Source organism: Pseudomonas sp. 2725, assembly GCF_050434585.1.
Classification (GTDB): Bacteria; Pseudomonadota; Gammaproteobacteria; order Pseudomonadales; family Pseudomonadaceae; genus Aquipseudomonas; species Aquipseudomonas jessenii.
In genome coordinates this window covers 441402-461398 of sequence record NZ_JBNDIV010000006.1, presented here as the reverse complement: position 1 = coordinate 461398, position 19997 = coordinate 441402, and the positions used below count along the sequence as shown (strand labels likewise).

Sequence of the window (19997 nt, the reverse complement as noted above, 5' to 3'; positions counted from 1 at the left end):
AAATCCTCTGTAGGGGTGAGGTACTTGCAGAATTCTGTGGCCACTGGGGCGAGGCTGCTAGCCGCCGCCGATGGCGTGCACCACTTCGACGTTGTCGCCGTCGTTCAACGTGGTGTCTGCGTGCAGACTGCGCGGGACGATATCCAGATTGAGTTCGACCGCCACCCGGCGACCGGTCAGGTCCAGACGGGTCAGCAGGGCCGCAACGGTTTCACCGTCGGGCAGTTCAAAGGATTCGCCGTTCAACTGAATGCGCATGCCGGATGCCGCCATCATTTTTAGGGGCTGGCATTCTAGCCCGATCGTGACCTAAAGGTCAGCAATAAGCGTCAAGTGGTCAGCGGCAAGCGCCAGGCGGCGAGGCCCAGGCAGAGCCAGCCCGCGAGGAAGGCCAGGCCGCCGAACGGGGTGACAATGCCTAGCTTGCTGATACCGGTCAGCGTGAGCACGTACAGGCTGCCGGAGAACAGCAGGATGCCGATGGCAAAGGATGCGCCGGCCCACGTGAGCAAACGGCCGGGAATCTGCGTGGCCAGCAGCGCCACGCCCAGCAGCGCCAGGGTGTGCACCAGTTGGTAAGTGACGCCGGTATGAAAAATCGTCAGATACTCAGGTGTCAGACGGTTTTTCAGGCCATGGGCGGCAAAGGCCCCGAGGCCGACACCGGTGAAGCCGAAAAAAGCGGCCAGCATCAGAAAGCCACGCAGCATGCAGAACTCCAGTCAGTTTCGATCCAAAGGGTCTGTATAATGGCCCGCTCAACGGGTTCGGCCAAGCTATCTCTATGCTGCGTATCTATTTCCGTCATTTCTCCAAGGCCGTGCTCTGGTTCATGGGTGGCAGCGTATTGCTGGTGCTGATCTTTCGCGTGGTGCCGCCACCGGGGACGACGCTGATGGTCGAGCGCAAGATCGAATCCTGGTTTGACGGCGAACCCATCGACCTGCAACGGACCTGGAAACCCTGGGACGAGATCTCCGATGACCTGAAAGTCGCGGTGATTGCCGGCGAAGACCAGAAATTCCCGGAGCACTGGGGCTTCGATATCGGCGCGATTCAGGCGGCGTTTGCCCATAACGAGCGCGGCGGTTCGATCCGTGGCGCCAGCACCCTCAGCCAGCAAGTCTCGAAAAACCTGTTCCTGTGGTCGGGCCGCAGCTGGCTGCGCAAAGGCCTGGAAGCCTGGTTCACCGGACTGATCGAAGTGTTCTGGCCCAAGCAACGGATTCTTGAGGTGTACCTCAACAGTGTCGAGTGGGATGACGGCGTGTTTGGCGCCGAAGCGGCGGCCCGGCATCACTTTGGCGTGAGCGCCAGGAACCTCAGCCGTCAGCAATCGAGTTTGTTGGCCGCCGTGCTGCCCAACCCTCGCGTGTGGAGTGCGAGCCATCCGACCGCTTACGTGGCGCGACGCGCAGGCTGGATTCGGAGACAGATGAGCCAGTTAGGTGGCGACAGCTATCTGGTCGGGCTGAACGATTCGCGCCGGGCGCCTTGGGCCCAATAACTGATCCCAATTTTTCAGACCCTGAAAACCACTGTGGGAGCGGGCTTGCCCGCGATGACGGCCTGACATTCAACTTTTATATTGAATGTTCGGGCCTCATCGCGAGCAAGCTCGCTCCCACAGGATCAATGATCGGGGCGTTTTTTATTGCCTGCTCGCCAGTTACGCAGCGATCGACAACTTGAGCTTGTTCATCGCGCTTTTCTCAAGCTGACGAATACGCTCGGCCGACACGTTGTACTTCTGCGCAAGGTCGTGCAGCGTGGCTTTTTCTTCCGCCAGCCAGCGCTGGTAGAGGATGTCACGGCTGCGGTCGTCCAGCACTTCCAGCGCTTCGTGCAGGTTGTGGTTGGAGTTGTCGCTCCAGTCGGCATCTTCCAGTTGACGGGCCGGATCGTACCGGTGGTCTTCCAGATAGTTGGCCGGCGACTGGAATGCACTGTCGTCGTCCGCTTCGGCAGCCGGGTCGAAGGCCATGTCATGGCCGGTCAGGCGGCTTTCCATCTCGCGTACTTCCCGAGGCTCTACACCCAGGCTTTCCGCTACGCGATGGACTTCTTCGTTGTTCAGCCAGGCCAGACGCTTCTTCTGGCTGCGCAGGTTGAAGAACAACTTGCGCTGGGCCTTGGTGGTCGCGACTTTCACGATGCGCCAGTTGCGCAGGATGAACTCGTGGATTTCCGCCTTGATCCAGTGCACGGCAAAGGACACCAGGCGCACGCCCATTTCCGGGTTGAAGCGCTTCACGGCCTTCATCAGGCCGACGTTGCCTTCCTGGATCAGGTCAGCCTGAGCCAGACCGTAGCCGGAATAGCTACGGGCGATATGTACGACAAAACGCAGGTGGGCGAGCACCATCTGCCGAGCCGCCCCCAAATCCTGCTCATAATAGAGACTCTCGGCCAGTTCACGCTCCTGCTCCGGCGACAGCAATGGAATGCTGTTGACGGTGTGCACATAGGCCTCCAGGTTCGCACCCGGGACCAGAGCATATGCAGGTTGCAAAGAATTGGTCATACGAAAAAACCTCCGACTTACAAACTCGTGCAGTTCAGCACTGCGAAAATTGACCGGAAACCGAAAGACAAGTTCCCTAAAACCCATAAACGCTGAAAGGTCAATACGAGCAAAATGATACTACTTAGGCGCAAGCTCCCTCAGGTGGCGTGCGACTGCAATCCATGCACCGATATACCCCAACAGCACCGCGCCAAGCAAGAGAGACAGACCGTCGGCAACTGGCACTCCAGCCAGCGCAAAATCACTGCCGTACAAACCGGCCAGTCCCACCACTGCGTCGTTCAGCCAATCAAGGCCGAACGCCAGAACGCCCCAGGACAGAATCCCCGCACCGAAGCCATACAGCGCGCCCATATACAGAAAGGGCCTGCGCACATAGCTGTCAGTGCCGCCGACCAGTTTAATCACTTCTATCTCTGTGCGGCGGTTTTCAATATGAAGACGAATGGTATTGCCTATCACCAAAAGTAATGCAGAAACCAGAAGCACGGTCAGACCGAAGACAAAACGGTCACCCAGCTTGAGGATGGCTGCCAGACGCTCGACCCAGACTAAATCAAGTTGCGCCTGTTGTACCTTCGGCAGCTCGGATAGTTTTTGTCTTAATGCTTCAAGGGCCGGCTTGTCGACTTCAGTCGGCGTCACCAGGACCACGCCCGGCAGCGGGTTCTCCGGCAACTCCTTGAGCGCCTCGCCCAGCCCGGACTGTTGCTGGAACTCTTCCAGCGCCTGATCCCGGCCAACGTATTCGGCCTCGGCGACGCCAGGCATGCCCTTGATCTGATCGCGCAGCGCTTCGCCTTCGGCCGGCTTGGCCTCAAGGTCCAGATACAGGGAAATCTGCGCCGCACGCTGCCAGGAACCGCCCAGACGCTCGACGTTACTTAGCAAAAGTGACAGCCCCATGGGCAAACTCAGGGCCACCGCCATCACCATGCAGGTGAAGAAACTGCCGATAGGCTGCTTGCCCAGGCGGCGCAGGCTGTCCACCAGACTGGCGCGATGACTTTCGATCCAGGCGCGGAACAACGTGGCAAAGTCCGGCCCGTCGTCATCGTCGTGTTTTTTCTTTTGCGGCTGCGGATCGGCGGCCTTCGGGGCCACACGCTCGGAAACCTTGGGGCTACGTGTTGCACTCATACCGCAGCCTCCCCGTCACCGATCAATCGACCGCGTTGCAAGGTCAGCATGCGATGGCGCATGCGGGCGATCAGGGCCAGGTCGTGACTGGCGATCAGCACGCTGGTACCCAGGCGATTGATGTCTTCGAACACACCCATGATCTCGGCGGCCAGGCGCGGGTCGAGGTTACCGGTCGGCTCATCCGCCAGCAGCAAGGCCGGACGATGAACGATGGCGCGGGCGATGCCGACGCGCTGCTGCTGACCGGTGGACAGGTCACCCGGGTACAGATCGGTTTTATCCGACAGCGCCACGCGCTCCAGTGCCGAGTCCACGCGCTTGGCGATCTCGGCCTTGGACAGCCCCAGGATCTGCAAAGGCAACGCGACGTTATTGAACACCGTGCGATCGAACAGCAACTGGTGATTCTGGAACACCACGCCGATCTGCCGACGCAAGAAAGGAATCTGCGCGTTGCTGATGGTGCTCAGGTCTTGCCCGGCGAGCAGCAACTTGCCGCTGGTCGGGCGCTCCATCGCCAGCAACAGGCGCAACAGCGTGGATTTACCGGCGCCGGAATGGCCGGTGACAAACAAGAACTCGCCACGACGGACTCGAAAGCTCAGCTCATGCAAGCCGACGTGACCGTTCGGGTAGCGCTTACCGACCTGTTCGAAACGAATCATGAACGCTCCCGCTCGGCAAACAATGCCTGGACAAAGGGTTCTGCTTCAAAGGTACGCAAATCGTCGATGCCTTCGCCGACGCCAATGTAGCGGATCGGCAGGCCGAATTGCTTGGCCAGGGCGAAAATCACCCCGCCTTTGGCGGTACCGTCGAGCTTGGTCAGCGCCAGGCCGGTCAGTTCGACGGTCTGGTTGAATTGCTTGGCCTGGTTGATGGCGTTCTGGCCGGTACCGGCGTCAAGCACCAACAGCACTTCGTGAGGTGCGTCGGCGTCGAGCTTGCCGATCACCCGGCGAACCTTTTTCAGTTCTTCCATCAGGTTGTCTTTGGTGTGCAGGCGGCCGGCGGTGTCGGCGATCAGCACATCGATGCCACGGGCCTTGGCGGCCTGCACGGCGTCGAAGATCACCGAGGCCGAGTCGGCGCCAGTGTGCTGCGCGATCACCGGGATCTTGTTGCGCTCACCCCATACCTGCAATTGCTCCACCGCCGCGGCACGGAAGGTGTCGCCGGCGGCGAGCATGACTTTCTTGCCTTCCAGCTGCAGTTTCTTCGCCAGCTTGCCGATGGTGGTGGTCTTGCCGGCACCGTTGACGCCGACGACCAGAATCACGAACGGCTTGTTTTGCGAGGCGATTTTCAGCGGCTGCTCGACAGGCTTGAGCATCGCTGCCAGCTCGGCTTGCAGGGATTTGTACAGGGCATCGGCATCGGCCAGCTCCTTGCGCGCAACCTTCTGCGTCAGGCGCTGAATAATCACCGAGGTGGCTTCGACACCCACGTCGGCGGTCAGCAAACGGGTTTCGAGGTCTTCGAGCAACTCGTCATCAATGACCTTTTTGCCCAGGAACAGGCTGGCCATGCCTTCGCCGATACTGGCGCTGGTCTTGGACAGGCCCTGCTTGAGGCGGGCGAAGAAACCGGCTTTGGTTTCTTCGGTGCGTACCGGCTCGACCGGGGCTTCGACGGGCGCCGCGATCGGCTCAGGAATCGGAGCGGGTGCCGGTGCTTGAGCAACCGGAGCAACCGGAGCAACCGGAGCAACCGGAGCAACAAATACCGGAACCTCTGGCTGACTGACAACGGGCACAGGCTCGGCCACGACGACTGGCTGAACAATCGGTTCGACCACAGGCGTGTGAACCGGTGCAGGCGTAAACGCTGCCGGAGCCGGAATCGGTGGTGTCACGTGAGGAGCCAGGTCATTTTCGACCAATGCCACGGGTTCTTCGGCCACTGGCAGGGTCAACCACGGTTCGGCCGTCGGGGCCGGAGGCTGTTCGGTGACGATTTCGCTGACTGGTTCGGGAACGGCTTCAACCTTGGGTTGCAGCGACGGCTCGGCAATCGGCAGAACAACCGGCGCGGGCGTTTCTTCTATTACCGGGACCGGCGTCGGCGCTGGTTCAGGAATGGCTTGTGGCTGTTCGACGACGGGTTCCTGCGGCTTTTTGCGCAGCCATCCGAACAGGCTTTTCTTCTCGCCAGCCGCAGCTGGGGTCTTCTTGTCGTCGTTGGAACCAAACATGGAGGACGGCTATCTCACGGTAGCGACGCGCCAATGGCGCCCCGGCAAATAAATATTCGATGCAGAACAGACTGCGATTGACCCAGCTTGTTCACGCGCAACATTTTGTCGAGGTGCGAACGGCACCTCACGGAAACGTTTTTACGAAGGACTAAAGCAGCAAAATCGGCGAAAAAGCAGAGTTTAGTTGATAAATTCCAACCTTCTGCTGCAAACCCATACAACCTGATCAAACGCAAAGGCCTGATAGGCGTGGCCGCCAGTAAAACGGATCAGTATCCTAGCACCCTCTCGCCCGCTGACGCTAAGAACAAGCGGGCAGCCCCAAAGGTTTGAAAACGAATGAATGCTCTTGCCCGCCGCGCCGCAGGCCTGCTGCTCAGCACAGTTTGCCTGCCCCTTTCGGCCCTGGCTGCCGACCCGCAACCCACCCACGAATTCACTCTCGACAATGGCTTGAAGGTGGTCGTGCGCGAAGACCACCGTGCGCCCGTGGTAGTTTCCCAGGTCTGGTACAAGGTCGGCTCCAGCTACGAGACACCGGGTAATACTGGCCTGTCCCACGCCCTGGAACACATGATGTTCAAGGGCAGCGAGAAAGTCGGCCCCGGCGAAGCCTCGCTGATCCTGCGCGACCTCGGCGCCGAAGAGAACGCATTCACCAGCGATGATTTCACCGCCTATTACCAGGTGCTGGCCCGGGATCGCCTGGGCGTGGCCTTCGAACTGGAAGCCGACCGCATGGCCAGCCTGCGCCTGCCGCCCGACGAGTTCGCCAAGGAAATCGAGGTCATCAAGGAAGAGCGTCGCCTGCGCACCGACGACAAGCCGATGGCCAAGGCCTACGAGCGTTTCAAGGCCATGGCTTATCCGGCAAGCGGCTATCACACGCCGACCATCGGCTGGATGGCCGACCTTGAGCGGATGAAAGTCGAAGAGCTGCGCCACTGGTACGAAACCTGGTACGTGCCCAACAACGCCACGCTGGTGGTGGTTGGCGATGTCACCCCGGACGAAGTCAAAACCCTGGCCCAACGCTATTTCGGCCCGATCGCCAAGCGTGAAGTGCCTGCCGCGAAAAAACCGCTGGAACTGGCCGAACCGGGCGAGCGCCAGATCACCCTGCACGTGCAGACCCAACTGCCTAGCCTGATGCTGGCCTTCAACGTGCCGAGCATCGCCACATCCGAAGACAAGCGCCTGGTCAATGCCCTGCGCCTGATCTCGGCACTGCTCGACGGCGGCTACAGCGGACGTATCCCGACGCAACTGGAGCGCGGAGAAGAACTGGTGTCCGGTGGCTCGTCGAGTTACGACGCCTATACCCGTGGCGACAGTCTCTTCACCCTGTCGGCATCGCCAAACTCGCAGAAACACAAGACCATCGCCCAGGCGCAAGCCGGTTTGTGGAAGCTGCTCGACCAGCTGAAAACCACGGCGCCAACCGCTGAAGAGCTGGAGCGCGTACGCGCACAAGTCATCGCCGGCCTGGTCTTCGAGCGCGACTCGATCACCAGTCAGGCCACCGCCATCGGCCAACTGGAAACAGTCGGCCTGTCATGGAAACTGATGGACACCGAACTGGCCGATCTGGAAAGCGTTACGCCGGAAGATATCCAGAAAGCCGCCAAGCTGTATTTCACTCGCGAACGTCTCAGCGTCGCCCATGTACTGCCTCTGGAGACGACTCATGAGTGAGCGTAAACCCTCCCGCCTGGCCCTGATCGGCCTGATCGCCGTCACCGTTATCGGTTCCGCAGCGTTCTATTTGTCGCGCTCTGTCGAAACCAATGCCAGCGAAGCCCTCGACAAGGCCAAGGCCAGTCAGAAACTGCAGTCGCTGACCGAACTCAACGGCAAGGCACCGAACCACCGCAAGCTGGACGTGCAGACCTGGAACACCACCGAAGGCACCAAGGTGCTGTTTGTCGAAGCCCATGAGCTGCCGATGTTCGACATGCGCCTGATCTTCGCTGCCGGTAGCAGCCAGGACGGCGATGCACCGGGCGTGGCGGTGTTGACTAACGCCATGCTCAACGAAGGTGTGGCCGGCAAAGACGTCGGTGCCATTGCCCGGGGCTTCGAAGGCCTGGGCGCCGATTTCGGCAACGGCGCGTTCAAGGACATGGCAATCGCTTCGCTGCGTAGCCTGAGTGCCAAGGACAAGCGCGAGCCGGCCCTGAAGCTGTTCGCCGAAGTCATCGGCAAGCCGACTTTCCCTGCCGATTCGCTGGCCCGCATCAAGAACCAGATGCTTGCCGGTTTCGAATACCAGAAACAGAACCCCGGCAAACTGGCGAGCCTGGAGCTGATGAACCGCTTGTACGGTGATCACCCGTATGCACACGCCAGCGACGGCACGGCGAAAACCGTACCGGCGATTACCCAGGCACAGCTGCGTGCTTTCCACGAGAAAGCCTACGCAGCCGGTAACGTGGTGATCGCACTGGTCGGCGACCTGTCCCGCACGGAAGCCGAAGCGATTGCCGCCCAGGTTTCCGGCGCCCTGCCCAAAGGCCCGGCCTTGCCGAAAATTGCGCAACCCGCTGAGCCCAAGGCCAGCGTCGGCCATATCGAGTTCCCGTCCAAGCAGACCAACCTGATGCTCGCGCAATTGGGCATCGATCGCGATGACCCGGACTACGCGGCATTGTCCATGGGTAACCAGATTCTCGGTGGCGGTGGCTTCGGCACCCGCTTGATGAGCGAAGTGCGCGAGAAGCGTGGCCTGACTTACGGCGTGTATTCGGGCTTTACGCCGATGCAGGCGCGTGGCCCGTTCATGATCAACCTGCAAACCCGCGCCGAGATGAGCGAGGGCACCCTGAAACTGGTGCAGGACGTGCTGGCCGACTACCTTAAAACCGGCCCGACCGAAAAAGAGCTCGACGACGCCAAGCGCGAACTGGCCGGCAGCTTCCCGCTGTCCACCGCCAGCAACGCCGATATCGTCGGCCAACTGGGCGCCATCGGTTTTTACAACTTGCCGTTGAGTCACCTGGAGGACTTCATGCAACAGTCCCAGTCCCTGACCGTCGAGCAGGTCAAAGCCGCCATGAACAAACACCTGAGCACGAACAAGATGGTCATCGTCAGCGCTGGCCCGACCGTGCCGCAAAAGCCGTTACCGGCCCCTACTGATAAACCTTCCGAGCAGCCGCTCGGGGTTCCGGAGCATTAATGGCTACTCATTCGAAAAAACCTGCCCGCAACGTCCACAACGGCGTGAACCAGCTGCGCATCATCGGCGGCGAATGGCGCAGCCGGAAGCTGAGCTTCCCCGACGCCCCGGGCCTGCGCCCGACGCCGGACCGCGTGCGTGAAACCCTGTTCAACTGGCTCGCGCCTTACGTGCCGGGCGCCAAGGTGCTCGACCCGTTCACCGGCAGCGGCGCGCTGTTCCTCGAAGCCCTGTCCCGTGGCGCGGCCATGGGCCAGGCGCTGGACGCCAGCAGCATCGCGGTGTCCAGCCTGAAGGAACACTTGGGCACATTGCGCTGCACCAACGGCCAGGTCCAGACCGCCGACGCCCTGCGCTACCTGGAAACCCAGACCGCAACGGCCTACGACCTGGTGTTCCTCGATCCACCGTTCAACCAGAACCTGCTGCCCGCCGTTTGCAAGTTGCTCGAAGAGCGCCAATGGCTGGCCGAAGACGCCTGGGTGTACACCGAAAGCGAGTCGGCACCGTCGACCCTGGGCCTGCCGCAGAACTGGCGCCTGCACCGGGAGCAGAAATCCGGGCGCGTCTACTACTCGTTGTGGCAACGTATGGCAGAGATCGCCGGTTAACCGACCGGCCTGAAAAAGGTGCGTACCCGCTACGCACCGCTGCATCGAGAATGATCGTGTCTCATCCGCCAGAACGCTTCACCCCCGCCTTCGGCCTCGGCAATCCGCACTTGCAAACCTTGTGGGGGCCGCTGTGGCGTAAAACCGTGCACATCGGTCGCGAGCGCGAGCGTCTTTGGCTTGAAGACGGCGATTTTCTCGATCTCGACTGGCACGGCCCGCACAGCGCCGACGCACCGTTGGTGCTGGTATTGCACGGGCTCACCGGGTCCTCGAATTCGCCTTATGTCGCCGGCATGCAAAAAGCCCTGGGCGACCGAGGCTGGGCGAGCGTCGCACTGAACTGGCGCGGCTGTTCGGGCGAACCCAACCTGTTGCCGCGCAGCTACCATTCCGGCGCCAGCGAAGACCTGGCCGAAACCATCAGGCACTTGCGGGCCAAACGGCCTCTCGCGCCACTGTATGCGGTGGGTTACTCCCTGGGCGGTAATGTCCTGCTCAAGCATTTGGGCGAAACCGGCAGCGACAGCGGCGTGACGGGCGCCGTGGCGGTGTCGGTGCCGTTCCGCCTGGACCAGTGCGCCGACCGTATCGGGCAAGGCTTCTCCAAGGTTTACCAGGCGCATTTCATGCGCGAGATGGTCGCCTACATCAAGAACAAGCAGCGACAATTCCAGCATGACGGACGCGAGGAGGGCCTGGCAGCCCTGGCGGCCCTCGGATCCCTGGAAAACATGCGCACGTTCTGGGATTTCGACGGACGCGTCACTGCACCACTGCACGGTTTCGCCGATGCCGAGGATTACTATCGCCGCGCCTCCAGCCGCTATTTCCTTGGCGAAATTCGTACGCCGACCTTGATGATTCAAGCCGCCGACGACCCCTTCGTGTTTCCCCACAGCCTGCCGCAGGTCGATGAGTTGTCCGCTTGCACGCAGTTCGAACTGCAAGCCAATGGCGGGCATGTCGGCTTCGTCGACGGTACGCTCAGGCAACCGGGTTACTACCTGGAACGACGCATCCCCGAGTGGCTGGCCGCCATAGGGCGCTCTTGAATCATGGACGCTGACCAAGGCGAATCAATCCACTTCTGGCAAACCCCGCCACTGGCCGGGGTCGAGTTATTGTCCGCCCGCTACATCGACCATCGTTTCGCCCCACATGTGCATGACGGCTATGTGATCGGCATGATCATGGCCGGCGCCCAGCGTTATCGCTATCGCGGCGCCGAACACCTGGCGGGCAGCGGCACGCTGGTGCTGATCAACCCTGATGAACTGCACACCGGTCACAAAGGCACCGAGGATGGCTGGCTTTACCGGGCGTTCTATCCGGACAGCGGGCAGATGACCTCGCTGCTGGCCGAACTCGAACTGCCAACCCACCACTTGCCGGCCTTCGGTGCCACGCTGTATCGCGACCAGGATCTGGTGAACGGCTTCTGCCAACTTCACCGCTTGCTGGAAAGCCCCGCCAGCGCATTGCAGCAACAAACGGTCTGGCGTGAACTGGTGCTGTCGCTGTTGCAGCGTCATGCGGCGGTGCCTGATGCCGGAAAACCCGGCAAGGAACACCGGGCCGTGAGCCTGGCCAAGGAATTGCTGCACTCGCAATTGGCAGCACCGCCCTCACTGGAAGCGCTGGCGACGGCGGTCAATCTCTCGCCATTCCATTTCGCCCGGGTGTTCCGCCGGGCCACCGGTATGCCGCCGCACACCTGGCTGATGCAACAGCGCATCGCCCGGGCGCGGGCGTTGCTGCAAAGTGGTTGTCTGCCGCTGGAAGTCGCGATGCAACTGGGGTTTGCCGACCAGAGCCATCTGAGCCGGCAGTTCAAGCAGGTGTATGGGGTTGGACCGGGGGCGTATCGCAGTGCAAAGCGGGGACTTGAGGCTTGATGAGGTCTCACAAACCCCATCCATTCCCGTGGGAGCGAGCTTGCTCGCGATGGCGGCTTAACAATCAGCATCAATATTGAATGTAATGGCCCCATCGCGAGCAAGCTCGCTCCCACAAGGTTTCGTGGCGTTCATTCGCCGGTGGCGATGCCCCGCGCAGGCTCGTTGATCCACTCGCTCCACGACCCGGCATACAACGAACCCAACGGATAACCGGCCAGACACAACGCAAACAGGTTGTGGCACGCCGTCACGCCGGAACCGCAGTACGCCACCAGATCATTTGGCGAACGATCGCCCAGTTTCGCGGCGAAACGCTGCTTGAGCTGATCGGCCGGCAGGAAGCGCCCGTCACTGCCCAGGTTCTCGGTAAACGCAGCACACTGGGCACCTGGGATGTGCCCGGCAATCGGATCGATCGGTTCCACCTCACCCTTGAAGCGCGGCAGTGCGCGGGCATCGAGCAGGGTCAGTTCCGGCCGTGCAAGGCGCTTTTGCAGCTGCTCGGCACTGATCAGCAACGCCGTATCAGGACTGCCGGTGAAGGAACCACAGGGAATCGCTGGCGCATCCAGGCTCAGCGGCAAACCGGCTGCGTGCCAGGCCTTCAGACCGCCATCAAGGATGAACACACCGTCGCGCTTGCCCAACCATGCCAGCAACCACCAGGCCCGCGCCGCATAGGCCCCCGGACCGTCGTCATACAGAACCACTTCGCTATCGGCATTGATGCCGAAGGCTTGCAGGCGTTCGATCAGTTGCGCCGGCTCGGGTAACGGATGACGCCCGGTCACGCCCTTGACCACGGCGCCACTCAGGTCACGCTCGAGGTCGGCATAGCTCGAACCGGCGATGTGCCCTTCGGCATAGCTGCGCTGACCGTAATCCGGGTCTTCGAGGGCAAAACGACAATCCAGAATCACCAGCCCCGGCTGGTCCTTTTTCAGGTCCAGTGCTTGCGGGCTGATCAGTTGCGCAATGGGCATAGCGGGCTCCTGTGATTAACTCGGCCTTGATCCTACTGTACTTCTTCCAGTGCCTGGGCCAGGGGCACGTAAAACTCTTCGAACAAGGCGCTGACCGCATCGCGGGCCTGGTCCGTAACGAACCCGGCCTCCAGCACCAGCACCTGATACACCCCGCGTTTAATGGCCTGCTCGCTCAAGTGGCTGGAGTTCTCCCGCGTGGTGCACAGGAAGCGCACCCAGGACGTGAGGATGATCCAGGCATTGAGCGTCAAGGATTCGATCTGCACCTTGTCCATCTTCAGGATGCCGGCGGCGACGAAACCTTCGTAGATCGCCCCCCCCTGTATCAGGCAGCGCTGGGAGAAGCGTCGATAGCGGTCGGCCAGGTCCGGATCGCTGTCGAGCAAATGTTCGAGATCGCGATGCAGAAACCGGTAGCGCCACATCGCCGACAGCAGCTCCTTGAGGTAGAAGCGTTTGTCTTCCACCGTGGCGGCACGGCCCTGGGGCGGGCGCAGGAAGCTGTCCACCAGGCTTTCGTACTCGCTGAACAGCACGGCGATGATCGCCTGCTTGTTCGGGAAGTGGTAGTACAGGTTGCCCGGGGAAATTTCCATATGGGCAGCGATGTGGTTGGTGCTGATGCTGCGCTCGCCCTGCTGGTTGAACAGCTCCAGGCTGTTCTGCACGATGCGCTCGCTGGTTTTGATCCGTGGGGCCATGGCTTGAGCTTTAATTCAGAGTGCGTTGACGGGCATCTTAGATCTATCCGCGAGCGGATAAAACAAAGCTGTTCCAGGATGTCATTTGACTTTTTAGAGCATAGACTCTAAAAAGTGCTTCATTACAATAAATCCGGAGCCGACCATGACTGCTGAAATTTCCTACCTGCAGAACCTACAGCAGCCGCTGGAAGAGCTTCAGGCCCTGTTCGACGCCCAGCGTGCCGCGTACGCCGCCAACCCGATGCCACCGGCCGCGCAGCGCCAGCAATGGCTCAAGGCGCTAAAGGATTTGTTGAACAATGAACGCCAGGCCCTGATCGATGCGATCAGCCAGGACTTCAGCCATCGCAGCGCCGATGAAACCCTGCTCGCGGAACTGATGCCCAGCCTGCACGGCATCCATTACGCCAGCAAACACCTCAAGGGCTGGATGCGAGCCTCGCGACGCAAGGTGGGCGCCGCTTTCCAGCCGGCTTCGGCCAAAGTGGTTTACCAACCGCTGGGCGTGGTCGGGGTCATCGTGCCGTGGAACTACCCGTTGTATTTGGCCATCGGTCCGTTGGTCGGCGCGCTGTCGGCGGGCAATCGGGTGATGCTCAAGCTCAGTGAGTCGACCCCCGCGACCGGCTTGCTGATGAAGCAACTGCTGGCGCGAATCTTCCCCGAAGACCTGGTTTGCGTGGTCCTTGGCGAGGCTGATATGGGCGTGGCGTTTTCACGCCTGCCGTTCGATCACCTGCTGTTCACTGGCGCCACCAGCATCGGCAAACACGTCATGCGCGCCGCCGCGGAAAACCTGACCCCGGTGACCCTGGAGCTGGGCGGCAAATCCCCGGCCATCGTTTCCCGGGATGTGCCGCTCAAGGACGCCGCCGAACGCATCGCCTTCGGCAAGACCCTGAATGCCGGCCAGACCTGCGTGGCCCCGGACTATGTGCTGGTGCCGGAGAATCGCGTCGGAGGTTTCGTCGAGGCCTATCGCACAGCCGTCCGTGGGTTTTATCCGACGCTGGCCGACAACCCGGACTACACCGCGATCATCAATGAGCGACAACTGGCGCGTCTCAACGGTTACGTCAGTGACGCCACCAGCAAGGGTGCGTTGCTGATGCCGCTGTTCGACCAGGGCCAGGGCCGCCGCATGAGCCATAGCCTGCTGCTCAATGTCACGGACGAGATGACGGTGATGCAGGACGAAATCTTCGGGCCGCTGCTGCCGATCGTGCCGTACAAGGATCTGGAGCAGGCATTTGCCTACATCAACCAGCGCCCTCGCCCACTGGCGCTGTATTACTTCGGCTATGACAAGCGCGAACAACAGCGCGTGCTGCACGAAACCCATTCCGGCGGCGTGTGCCTGAACGACACCCTGCTGCACGTCGCCCAGGACGACATGCCGTTTGGTGGCATTGGTGCCTCGGGCATGGGCCACTATCACGGACATGAAGGGTTCCTGACCTTCAGCAAAGCCAAGGGCGTGTTGATCAAACAACGGTTCAACGCCGCGAAGTTGATCTATCCGCCGTACGGCAAGTCGATTCAGAAGCTGATCCAGAAGCTGTTCATCCGCTAACGATAATCACCGTCGGGTAATAACAATAATGACCCCCAGCCTGTCCGATACACCCGCGCTGTCACGGCGCGGGTTGCTTAAATTCAGCCTCGGCGCCACAGCTTTCCTCGCCACCGCCGGACTCGGAGCCAGCCTCAGCGGCTGTTCGTCGAGCGTCCCGGCCAATGGCTTCGTCACGTTACGCAGCGGCGACCTGCTGTTTTTGCGGGCGTTGATCCCGGTCATGCTCGAAGGTGCCGTGACCGCAGAACGGATGCCCGAGGCTGTCGGTGGCACGCTGAAAAGCCTGGATTACAGCCTGGCCCACCTGTCGCCGGAAATGCTCAAGCTGACTCAACAACTGTTCGATGTGCTGGGAATGGCCGTGACCCGCGGACCGCTGACCGGGATCTGGGGCAGCTGGGAAAACGCCAGTGCCAACGACATCCGAGCTTTTCTCGATCGCTGGGAAAACAGCTCGTTGAGCCTGTTGCGCATGGGCCACAGCTCCTTGCTGCAACTGGTGATGATGGCCTGGTACGGCCGCAAGGAATCGTGGGCGCATTGCGGGTATCCCGGGCCGCCAACCGTCTGAAAGCTCGCGATAGCGTCAGCCGCTTCACCGCCTACTCCAACAATAAAAAGAGAATCCGAAAATGCCCGTACCCGATCCGTTCCGCGAAGGCATGGCCCGAGGCTGGAAAACCTACAACGGCTCGCAACTGACCCAGGACCTGACACTCGAAGCGGACGTGGCGATCATCGGCAGCGGTGCCGGCGGCGGCACCACCGCCGAAATCCTCAGCGCAGCTGGCTACAAGGTACTGCTGATCGAGGAAGGCCCCCTCAAGACCAGCAGCGACTTCAAGCTGCTCGAAGACGAGGCCTACGCCAACCTTTATCAGGAAGGCATTGGCCGCATGAGCAAGGACGGCGCGATCACCATCCTCCAGGGCCGGGCTGTGGGCGGCACCACGCTGATCAACTGGACCTCAAGTTTCCGTACCCCGGAGCCGACCCTGGAACACTGGGCCAAAGAGCACAACGTCAAGGGCCACAGCCCGGCGGAAATGGCGCCGTGGTTCGAGAAAATGGAGCAACGCCTGGGCGTCGCGCCGTGGATGGTGCCGCCCAACGCCAACAACGATGTGATCCGCAAGGGCTGCGAAGCACTGAATTACTCATGGCACGTCATCCCGCGCAACGTTCGCGGCTGCTGGAACCTCGGATACTGCGGCATGGGCTGCCCGACCAACGCCAAGCAATCGATGATGGTCACCACCATTCCGGCGACACTGGAAAAAGGCGGCGAGCTGCTTTACCTGGCCCGCGCCGAAAAACTCACGATCAGTGGCGACAAGGTCACCGGCCTGCAATGTTCGGCGATGGATGAACGCTGCGTCGCACCGACCGGACGCACCATCACGGTCAAGGCGCGGCATTTCGTGCTGGCCGGTGGCGGCATCAACAGCCCGGCCTTGCTGATGCGTTCCGGGGCACCCGACCCGCACAAGCGCCTGGGCAAACGCACATTCCTGCACCCGGTAAACATGTCCGCCGCGTTGTTCGACGAAGTGGTCAACCCCTTCTACGGCGCGCCGCAGTCGATCTATTCCGACCATTTCCAATGGCAGGACGGCACCACGGGCAAAATGTCCTACAAACTGGAAGTCCCGCCTCTGCACCCGGCGCTGGCCACGACATTGCTCGGTGGTTTCGGTCAGGAAAACTCGCAACACATGGCCAATCTGGCCCATACCCACGCCATGCTGGCGTTGCTGCGGGACGGTTTTCACCCGGACAGCCCCGGTGGCAGCGTCGAATTGCGCAGCGATGACACGCCGGTGCTGGACTATCAGCTATCACCCTACGCCTGGGATGGATTGCGCCGGGCGTTCCATACCATGGCCGAGATACAGTTTGCCGGTGGCGCCAAGGCCGTGATGCCGATGCACGCCGACGCCCGCTACGTGAAGACCCTCGCCGAAGCGCGCACGCTGATCGACAGCCTGAGCCTGGAGTTGTATCGCACACGCCTGGGCAGTGCCCACGTGATGGGCGGTTGCGCCATGGGTGAAGACCCGACAATCGCAGTGACCGACAGCCTCGGCCGGCATCATCAACTGGGCAATCTGTCGATCCACGACGGCTCGCTGTTCCCCACCAGCATTGGCGCCAACCCGCAGCTGTCGGTCTACGGACTGACAGCGCAACTGGCGACATACCTGGCGATGCGTTTAAAAAACCCATGAAAATGACGATAATTCTCATCGTCTATAGTGCTTTCTTACCCAACAGGCGACTTGGCCGACCGGGAAGGCTGCGATACCATCCGACTCCCCAACGGATTCCCGCCAGGACGACGCGATGAACCGAGTGTTGTACCCAGGTACCTTCGACCCTATTACCAAGGGCCATGGCGATCTGGTCGAACGCGCCTCGCGCCTGTTCGATCACGTGATCATCGCCGTCGCCGCGAGCCCGAAGAAAAACCCGCTGTTTCCTCTGGAACAACGGGTAGAACTGGCGCGCGAGGTGACTAAACATCTGCCGAACGTTGAAGTCGTCGGCTTCTCGACGCTGCTGGCGCACTTCGCCAAAGAGAAGAATGCCAACGTGTTCCTGCGTGGTTTGCGCGCGGTGTCGGACTTCGAATACGAATTCCAGCTGGCGAACATGAACCGCCAGTTGGCGCCGGATGTGGAAAGCCTGTTCCTGACCCCGTCCGAGCGTTATTCGTTCATTTCCTCGACGCTGGTCCGTGAAATCGCAGCCCTGGGCGGCGATATCACCAAGTTCGTGCACCCTGTGGTGGCGGACGCACTGACCGAACGCTTCAAGAAGTAAACTGTAGGAGCGAGCCTGCTCGCGATGGACGTCAACGATAACGCGGGAAACCCGACACCCCGCGGCGTTCTCAGGTTTTTCGCGAGCAAGCTCGCTCCCACAGCGCCAATGCGGCACAATTAGACGCATTGGTTTATTGCGCCCGGGCCTGCCGCCCCGGCTGGAGTTAGCATGTCCCTGATCATCACCGACGATTGCATCAACTGCGACGTCTGCGAACCCGAGTGCCCGAACGCCGCCATTTCCCAAGGCGAAGAGATCTACGTGATCGACCCGAACCTGTGCACCCAGTGTGTCGGCCACTACGACGAACCGCAGTGCCAGCAGGTCTGCCCGGTGGATTGCATTCCACTGGACGAAGCTCATCCGGAGACTGAAGAACAGTTGATGGAGAAGTACCGGAAAATTACCGGCAAGGCTTGAATGATGCAGTGCTCTTTCGGGCCTCATCGCGAGCAAGCTCGCTCCCACACTGGAATTGCATCGTTCACAAAACCCCTGTGGGAGCGAGCTTGCTCGCGATGACGTCATCAGCCTCACTGAAAATCTGACTGACTGTCAGCTCTGGCAGCGCGGGCAAAAAACGCTGGCACGCTGCCCGAGTTTCACTTCCCGAAGGCCCGTGCCACAGACCTTGCAGTGCTCACCACCACGGCCGTACACGAACAGTTCCTGCTGAAAATAACCAGGCTGACCGTCGCCACCGATAAAGTCCCGCAGCGTGGTACCGCCGCGCTCGATGGCGGCCGCCAGGATGCGCTTGATCTCGATGGCCAGCTTCAAGTAACGCGCACGGGAAATGCTCTTGGCTTCGCGGCGCGGGTCGATCCCGGCAGCGAACAACGCTTCGGTCGCGTAGATATTGCCGACGCCCACCACTACCGCGTTATCCATGATGAACGGCTTGACCGCCATCGAACGCCCACGGGACAGCTGGAACAGGCGCTCGCCGTCGAACAGGTCGGTCAGTGGTTCCGGCCCCAGGCGGATCAGCAATTCGTGATTGAGCGGGTCGAGGCTCCAGAGCATTGCGCCGAAACGCCGTGGGTCGGTGTAACGCAGGGCCAGACCCGACTCCAGTTCGATGTCCACATGCTCATGCTTGGCCGCCGGCAGCCCGGCCTCCACCAGACGCAAATTGCCTGACATGCCCAGATGGCTGATCAAGGTGCCGACTTCGGCATTGATCAGCAGGTATTTGGCGCGCCGCTCCACCAGTACGATGCGCTGCCCGGACAACCGCACATCAAGGTCCTCGGGAATTGGCCAGCGCAAGCGGCGTTCACGCACGATCACCCGGCTGACCCGCTGGCCTTCCAGGAATGGCGCGATACCGCGACGGGTGGTTTCGACTTCTGGCAATTCAGGCATGGTGCTCTCGGATCAGGCGCATGGCCTGGAAGGTTCCGACACTCAGCGATGAGTGCCGAGGTCGCGGATCGTCTGTTTGAGGGTCTCGAAGTCGTAGTCCGAGAGGCCGACATAATCGAGCACCAGCGGCGCGATGCTGTTCCACTCGTGATCTTCGGCCTGATTGCCCAGCACCCGGTACGACGCGCAAATATGCTCGGCCATCTTCAGGATCGCCAACAGATTCTTCAACGAACTGTTGCGCGAAGATTCATCGCTGAATATCGCCAGGGCATTGTGATGATTGGCAATCGCAGCACTCACATGTTCCGGCAGACGCCAGGACTTGGCCGTGTAATACCCGACCACCGAGTGATTGGTATTGAACACCTGATTCTCCGTGTCCACCACCCGGCATTCGGCGCTGGCGTTGGCATAGGCCTGCTCCAGAACGCCCATGTAGTCGGGGAAACGCTGGAGCATCAAGGGCACGCCGCAGTCGTGGAACAAACCCAGGGCGTACGCTTCGTCGCCATTTTCAACGCCGATGCGCTTGGCCAGGGTCAGACAGGTCATTGCCACGTCCTGAGCGGTGTCCCAGAAACGGTTCAGGGTGACTATGGTGTCGTCATTCATCTCGCCCTTGATCGACTGTGCATTGATCAGGTTGATGACCGAGCGGCTGCCCAGCAGATTCACCGCACGCTGGATCGAGGCAATCTTGTTGCTCAGGCCGTAATACGGCGAATTGACGATTTTCAGCAAGGAACCGGAAAGGCCCGGATCCTGGGAGATCAGCTTGGCGATGACTTCCAGATCCGGGTCGGGCATGTACTGCTCCATCTGCAAATCCACCATGATTTGCGGCTGGGCCGGTACGCTGATGCCCTGCAGGGCTTGCTGGATCTGTTCGGAAGTCAGCTCTTGGGACATGTGTGCACACTCTGGGTGAGACGGCGATTCTAACCTTTATGAAGTTGGATCCGACATACCAAATCGCA

21 protein-coding genes are annotated in these 19997 nt (G+C 60.9%); 11 read left to right on the top strand and 10 right to left on the bottom strand.

Features of this window, described 5'->3' with window-relative positions; translation table 11 throughout:
• Nucleotides 1-57: 57 nt before the first annotated feature.
• Complete coding sequence (thiS, locus tag ABIE16_RS19870) at nucleotides 58-258, bottom strand: sulfur carrier protein ThiS (RefSeq protein WP_198530228.1); 201 nt, start codon at nucleotides 256-258, stop codon at nucleotides 58-60.
• Nucleotides 259-329: 71 nt separating this feature from the next.
• Entirely contained in the window at nucleotides 330-710 is a 381-nt protein-coding gene (locus ABIE16_RS19865) for a DUF423 domain-containing protein (protein WP_057712909.1), read from the bottom strand.
• A 74-nt stretch (nucleotides 711-784) separates the two neighbouring features.
• On the opposite strand from ABIE16_RS19865, the gene mtgA reads away from it, so the two are divergent.
• The gene (gene mtgA, locus ABIE16_RS19860) at nucleotides 785-1507 is read left to right on the top strand and encodes a monofunctional biosynthetic peptidoglycan transglycosylase (protein ID WP_057712908.1); all 723 of its coding nucleotides are present in this window, start codon (nucleotides 785-787) and stop codon (nucleotides 1505-1507) included.
• Nucleotides 1508-1669: 162 nt separating this feature from the next.
• On the opposite strand, the gene rpoH is transcribed toward mtgA, so the two are convergent.
• From rpoH to ftsY, 4 genes are all read right to left on the bottom strand, one after another.
• Nucleotides 1670-2524: an RNA polymerase sigma factor RpoH gene (gene rpoH / locus ABIE16_RS19855; RefSeq protein ID WP_007975386.1), complete on the bottom strand. Its 855-nt coding sequence runs from the start codon at nucleotides 2522-2524 to the stop codon at nucleotides 1670-1672.
• Nucleotides 2525-2644: 120 nt separating this feature from the next.
• Nucleotides 2645-3667 (bottom strand): permease-like cell division protein FtsX, encoded by a 1023-nt coding sequence (gene ftsX, locus ABIE16_RS19850; RefSeq protein WP_057712907.1) that lies wholly within the window; start codon nucleotides 3665-3667, stop codon nucleotides 2645-2647.
• On the bottom strand, nucleotides 3664-4335 hold the full coding sequence (gene ftsE, locus ABIE16_RS19845) for a cell division ATP-binding protein FtsE (protein ID WP_007975383.1): 672 nt from the start codon (nucleotides 4333-4335) through the stop codon (nucleotides 3664-3666). Before ftsE ends, ftsX begins: the two co-directional genes overlap by 4 nt.
• A complete protein-coding gene (ftsY, locus tag ABIE16_RS19840) occupies nucleotides 4332-5864 on the bottom strand; it encodes a signal recognition particle-docking protein FtsY (RefSeq protein ID WP_429521775.1) in 1533 nt (510 codons plus the stop codon). The genes ftsE and ftsY overlap by 4 nt, the downstream gene beginning before the upstream one ends.
• 342 nt (nucleotides 5865-6206) lie before the next feature.
• Here ftsY and ABIE16_RS19835 point away from each other — a divergent pair, with 342 nt between their 5' ends.
• From ABIE16_RS19835 to ABIE16_RS19815, 5 genes are read left to right on the top strand one after another with little or no spacing between them, the layout of a single operon-like run.
• Nucleotides 6207-7562 carry a M16 family metallopeptidase gene (locus tag ABIE16_RS19835; RefSeq protein WP_429521774.1) on the top strand — a complete coding sequence of 452 codons (1356 nt, stop codon included), beginning with the start codon at nucleotides 6207-6209 and terminating at the stop codon, nucleotides 7560-7562.
• Complete coding sequence (locus tag ABIE16_RS19830) at nucleotides 7555-9045, top strand: M16 family metallopeptidase (RefSeq protein ID WP_429521773.1); 1491 nt, start codon at nucleotides 7555-7557, stop codon at nucleotides 9043-9045. Before ABIE16_RS19835 ends, ABIE16_RS19830 begins: the two co-directional genes overlap by 8 nt.
• On the top strand, nucleotides 9045-9656 hold the full coding sequence (gene rsmD, locus ABIE16_RS19825; RefSeq protein ID WP_429521772.1) for a 16S rRNA (guanine(966)-N(2))-methyltransferase RsmD: 612 nt from the start codon (nucleotides 9045-9047) through the stop codon (nucleotides 9654-9656). The genes ABIE16_RS19830 and rsmD overlap by 1 nt, the downstream gene beginning before the upstream one ends.
• A gap of 56 nt (nucleotides 9657-9712) precedes the next feature.
• A complete protein-coding gene (locus ABIE16_RS19820) occupies nucleotides 9713-10711 on the top strand; it encodes a hydrolase (protein WP_057716541.1) in 999 nt (332 codons plus the stop codon).
• Nucleotides 10712-10714: 3 nt separating this feature from the next.
• Nucleotides 10715-11554, top strand: coding sequence for an AraC family transcriptional regulator (locus ABIE16_RS19815; protein ID WP_057712902.1), 840 nt, complete (start codon nucleotides 10715-10717; stop codon nucleotides 11552-11554).
• 131 nt (nucleotides 11555-11685) lie between these two features.
• Here ABIE16_RS19815 and ABIE16_RS19810 read toward each other — a convergent pair whose 3' ends face one another.
• Together ABIE16_RS19810 and ABIE16_RS19805 are read right to left on the bottom strand one after the other, a co-directional pair.
• Nucleotides 11686-12540 (bottom strand): sulfurtransferase, encoded by an 855-nt coding sequence (locus ABIE16_RS19810; protein WP_090451962.1) that lies wholly within the window; start codon nucleotides 12538-12540, stop codon nucleotides 11686-11688.
• A 32-nt stretch (nucleotides 12541-12572) separates the two neighbouring features.
• Entirely contained in the window at nucleotides 12573-13244 is a 672-nt protein-coding gene (locus tag ABIE16_RS19805; RefSeq protein WP_057712900.1) for a TetR/AcrR family transcriptional regulator, read from the bottom strand.
• A gap of 145 nt (nucleotides 13245-13389) precedes the next feature.
• On the opposite strand from ABIE16_RS19805, the gene ABIE16_RS19800 reads away from it, so the two are divergent.
• From ABIE16_RS19800 to ABIE16_RS19780, 5 genes are all read left to right on the top strand, one after another.
• On the top strand, nucleotides 13390-14820 hold the full coding sequence (locus ABIE16_RS19800) for a coniferyl aldehyde dehydrogenase (RefSeq protein ID WP_057712899.1): 1431 nt from the start codon (nucleotides 13390-13392) through the stop codon (nucleotides 14818-14820).
• A gap of 28 nt (nucleotides 14821-14848) precedes the next feature.
• Nucleotides 14849-15394: a twin-arginine translocation pathway signal protein gene (locus ABIE16_RS19795; protein ID WP_090451964.1), complete on the top strand. Its 546-nt coding sequence runs from the start codon at nucleotides 14849-14851 to the stop codon at nucleotides 15392-15394.
• Nucleotides 15395-15455: 61 nt separating this feature from the next.
• Nucleotides 15456-17051 carry a GMC family oxidoreductase N-terminal domain-containing protein gene (locus ABIE16_RS19790; protein WP_429521771.1) on the top strand — a complete coding sequence of 532 codons (1596 nt, stop codon included), beginning with the start codon at nucleotides 15456-15458 and terminating at the stop codon, nucleotides 17049-17051.
• A gap of 115 nt (nucleotides 17052-17166) precedes the next feature.
• Entirely contained in the window at nucleotides 17167-17646 is a 480-nt protein-coding gene (gene coaD, locus ABIE16_RS19785; protein WP_046039203.1) for a pantetheine-phosphate adenylyltransferase, read from the top strand.
• Nucleotides 17647-17817: 171 nt separating this feature from the next.
• Nucleotides 17818-18069, top strand: coding sequence for a YfhL family 4Fe-4S dicluster ferredoxin (locus ABIE16_RS19780; protein ID WP_003195146.1), 252 nt, complete (start codon nucleotides 17818-17820; stop codon nucleotides 18067-18069).
• Nucleotides 18070-18204: 135 nt separating this feature from the next.
• Here ABIE16_RS19780 and mutM read toward each other — a convergent pair whose 3' ends face one another.
• Both mutM and ABIE16_RS19770 read right to left on the bottom strand, forming a co-directional pair.
• Nucleotides 18205-19017, bottom strand: coding sequence for a bifunctional DNA-formamidopyrimidine glycosylase/DNA-(apurinic or apyrimidinic site) lyase (gene mutM / locus ABIE16_RS19775; RefSeq protein WP_057712896.1), 813 nt, complete (start codon nucleotides 19015-19017; stop codon nucleotides 18205-18207).
• Nucleotides 19018-19059: 42 nt separating this feature from the next.
• On the bottom strand, nucleotides 19060-19929 hold the full coding sequence (locus ABIE16_RS19770; protein WP_090451968.1) for an HDOD domain-containing protein: 870 nt from the start codon (nucleotides 19927-19929) through the stop codon (nucleotides 19060-19062).
• Between the last annotated feature and the right edge of the window lie 68 nt (nucleotides 19930-19997).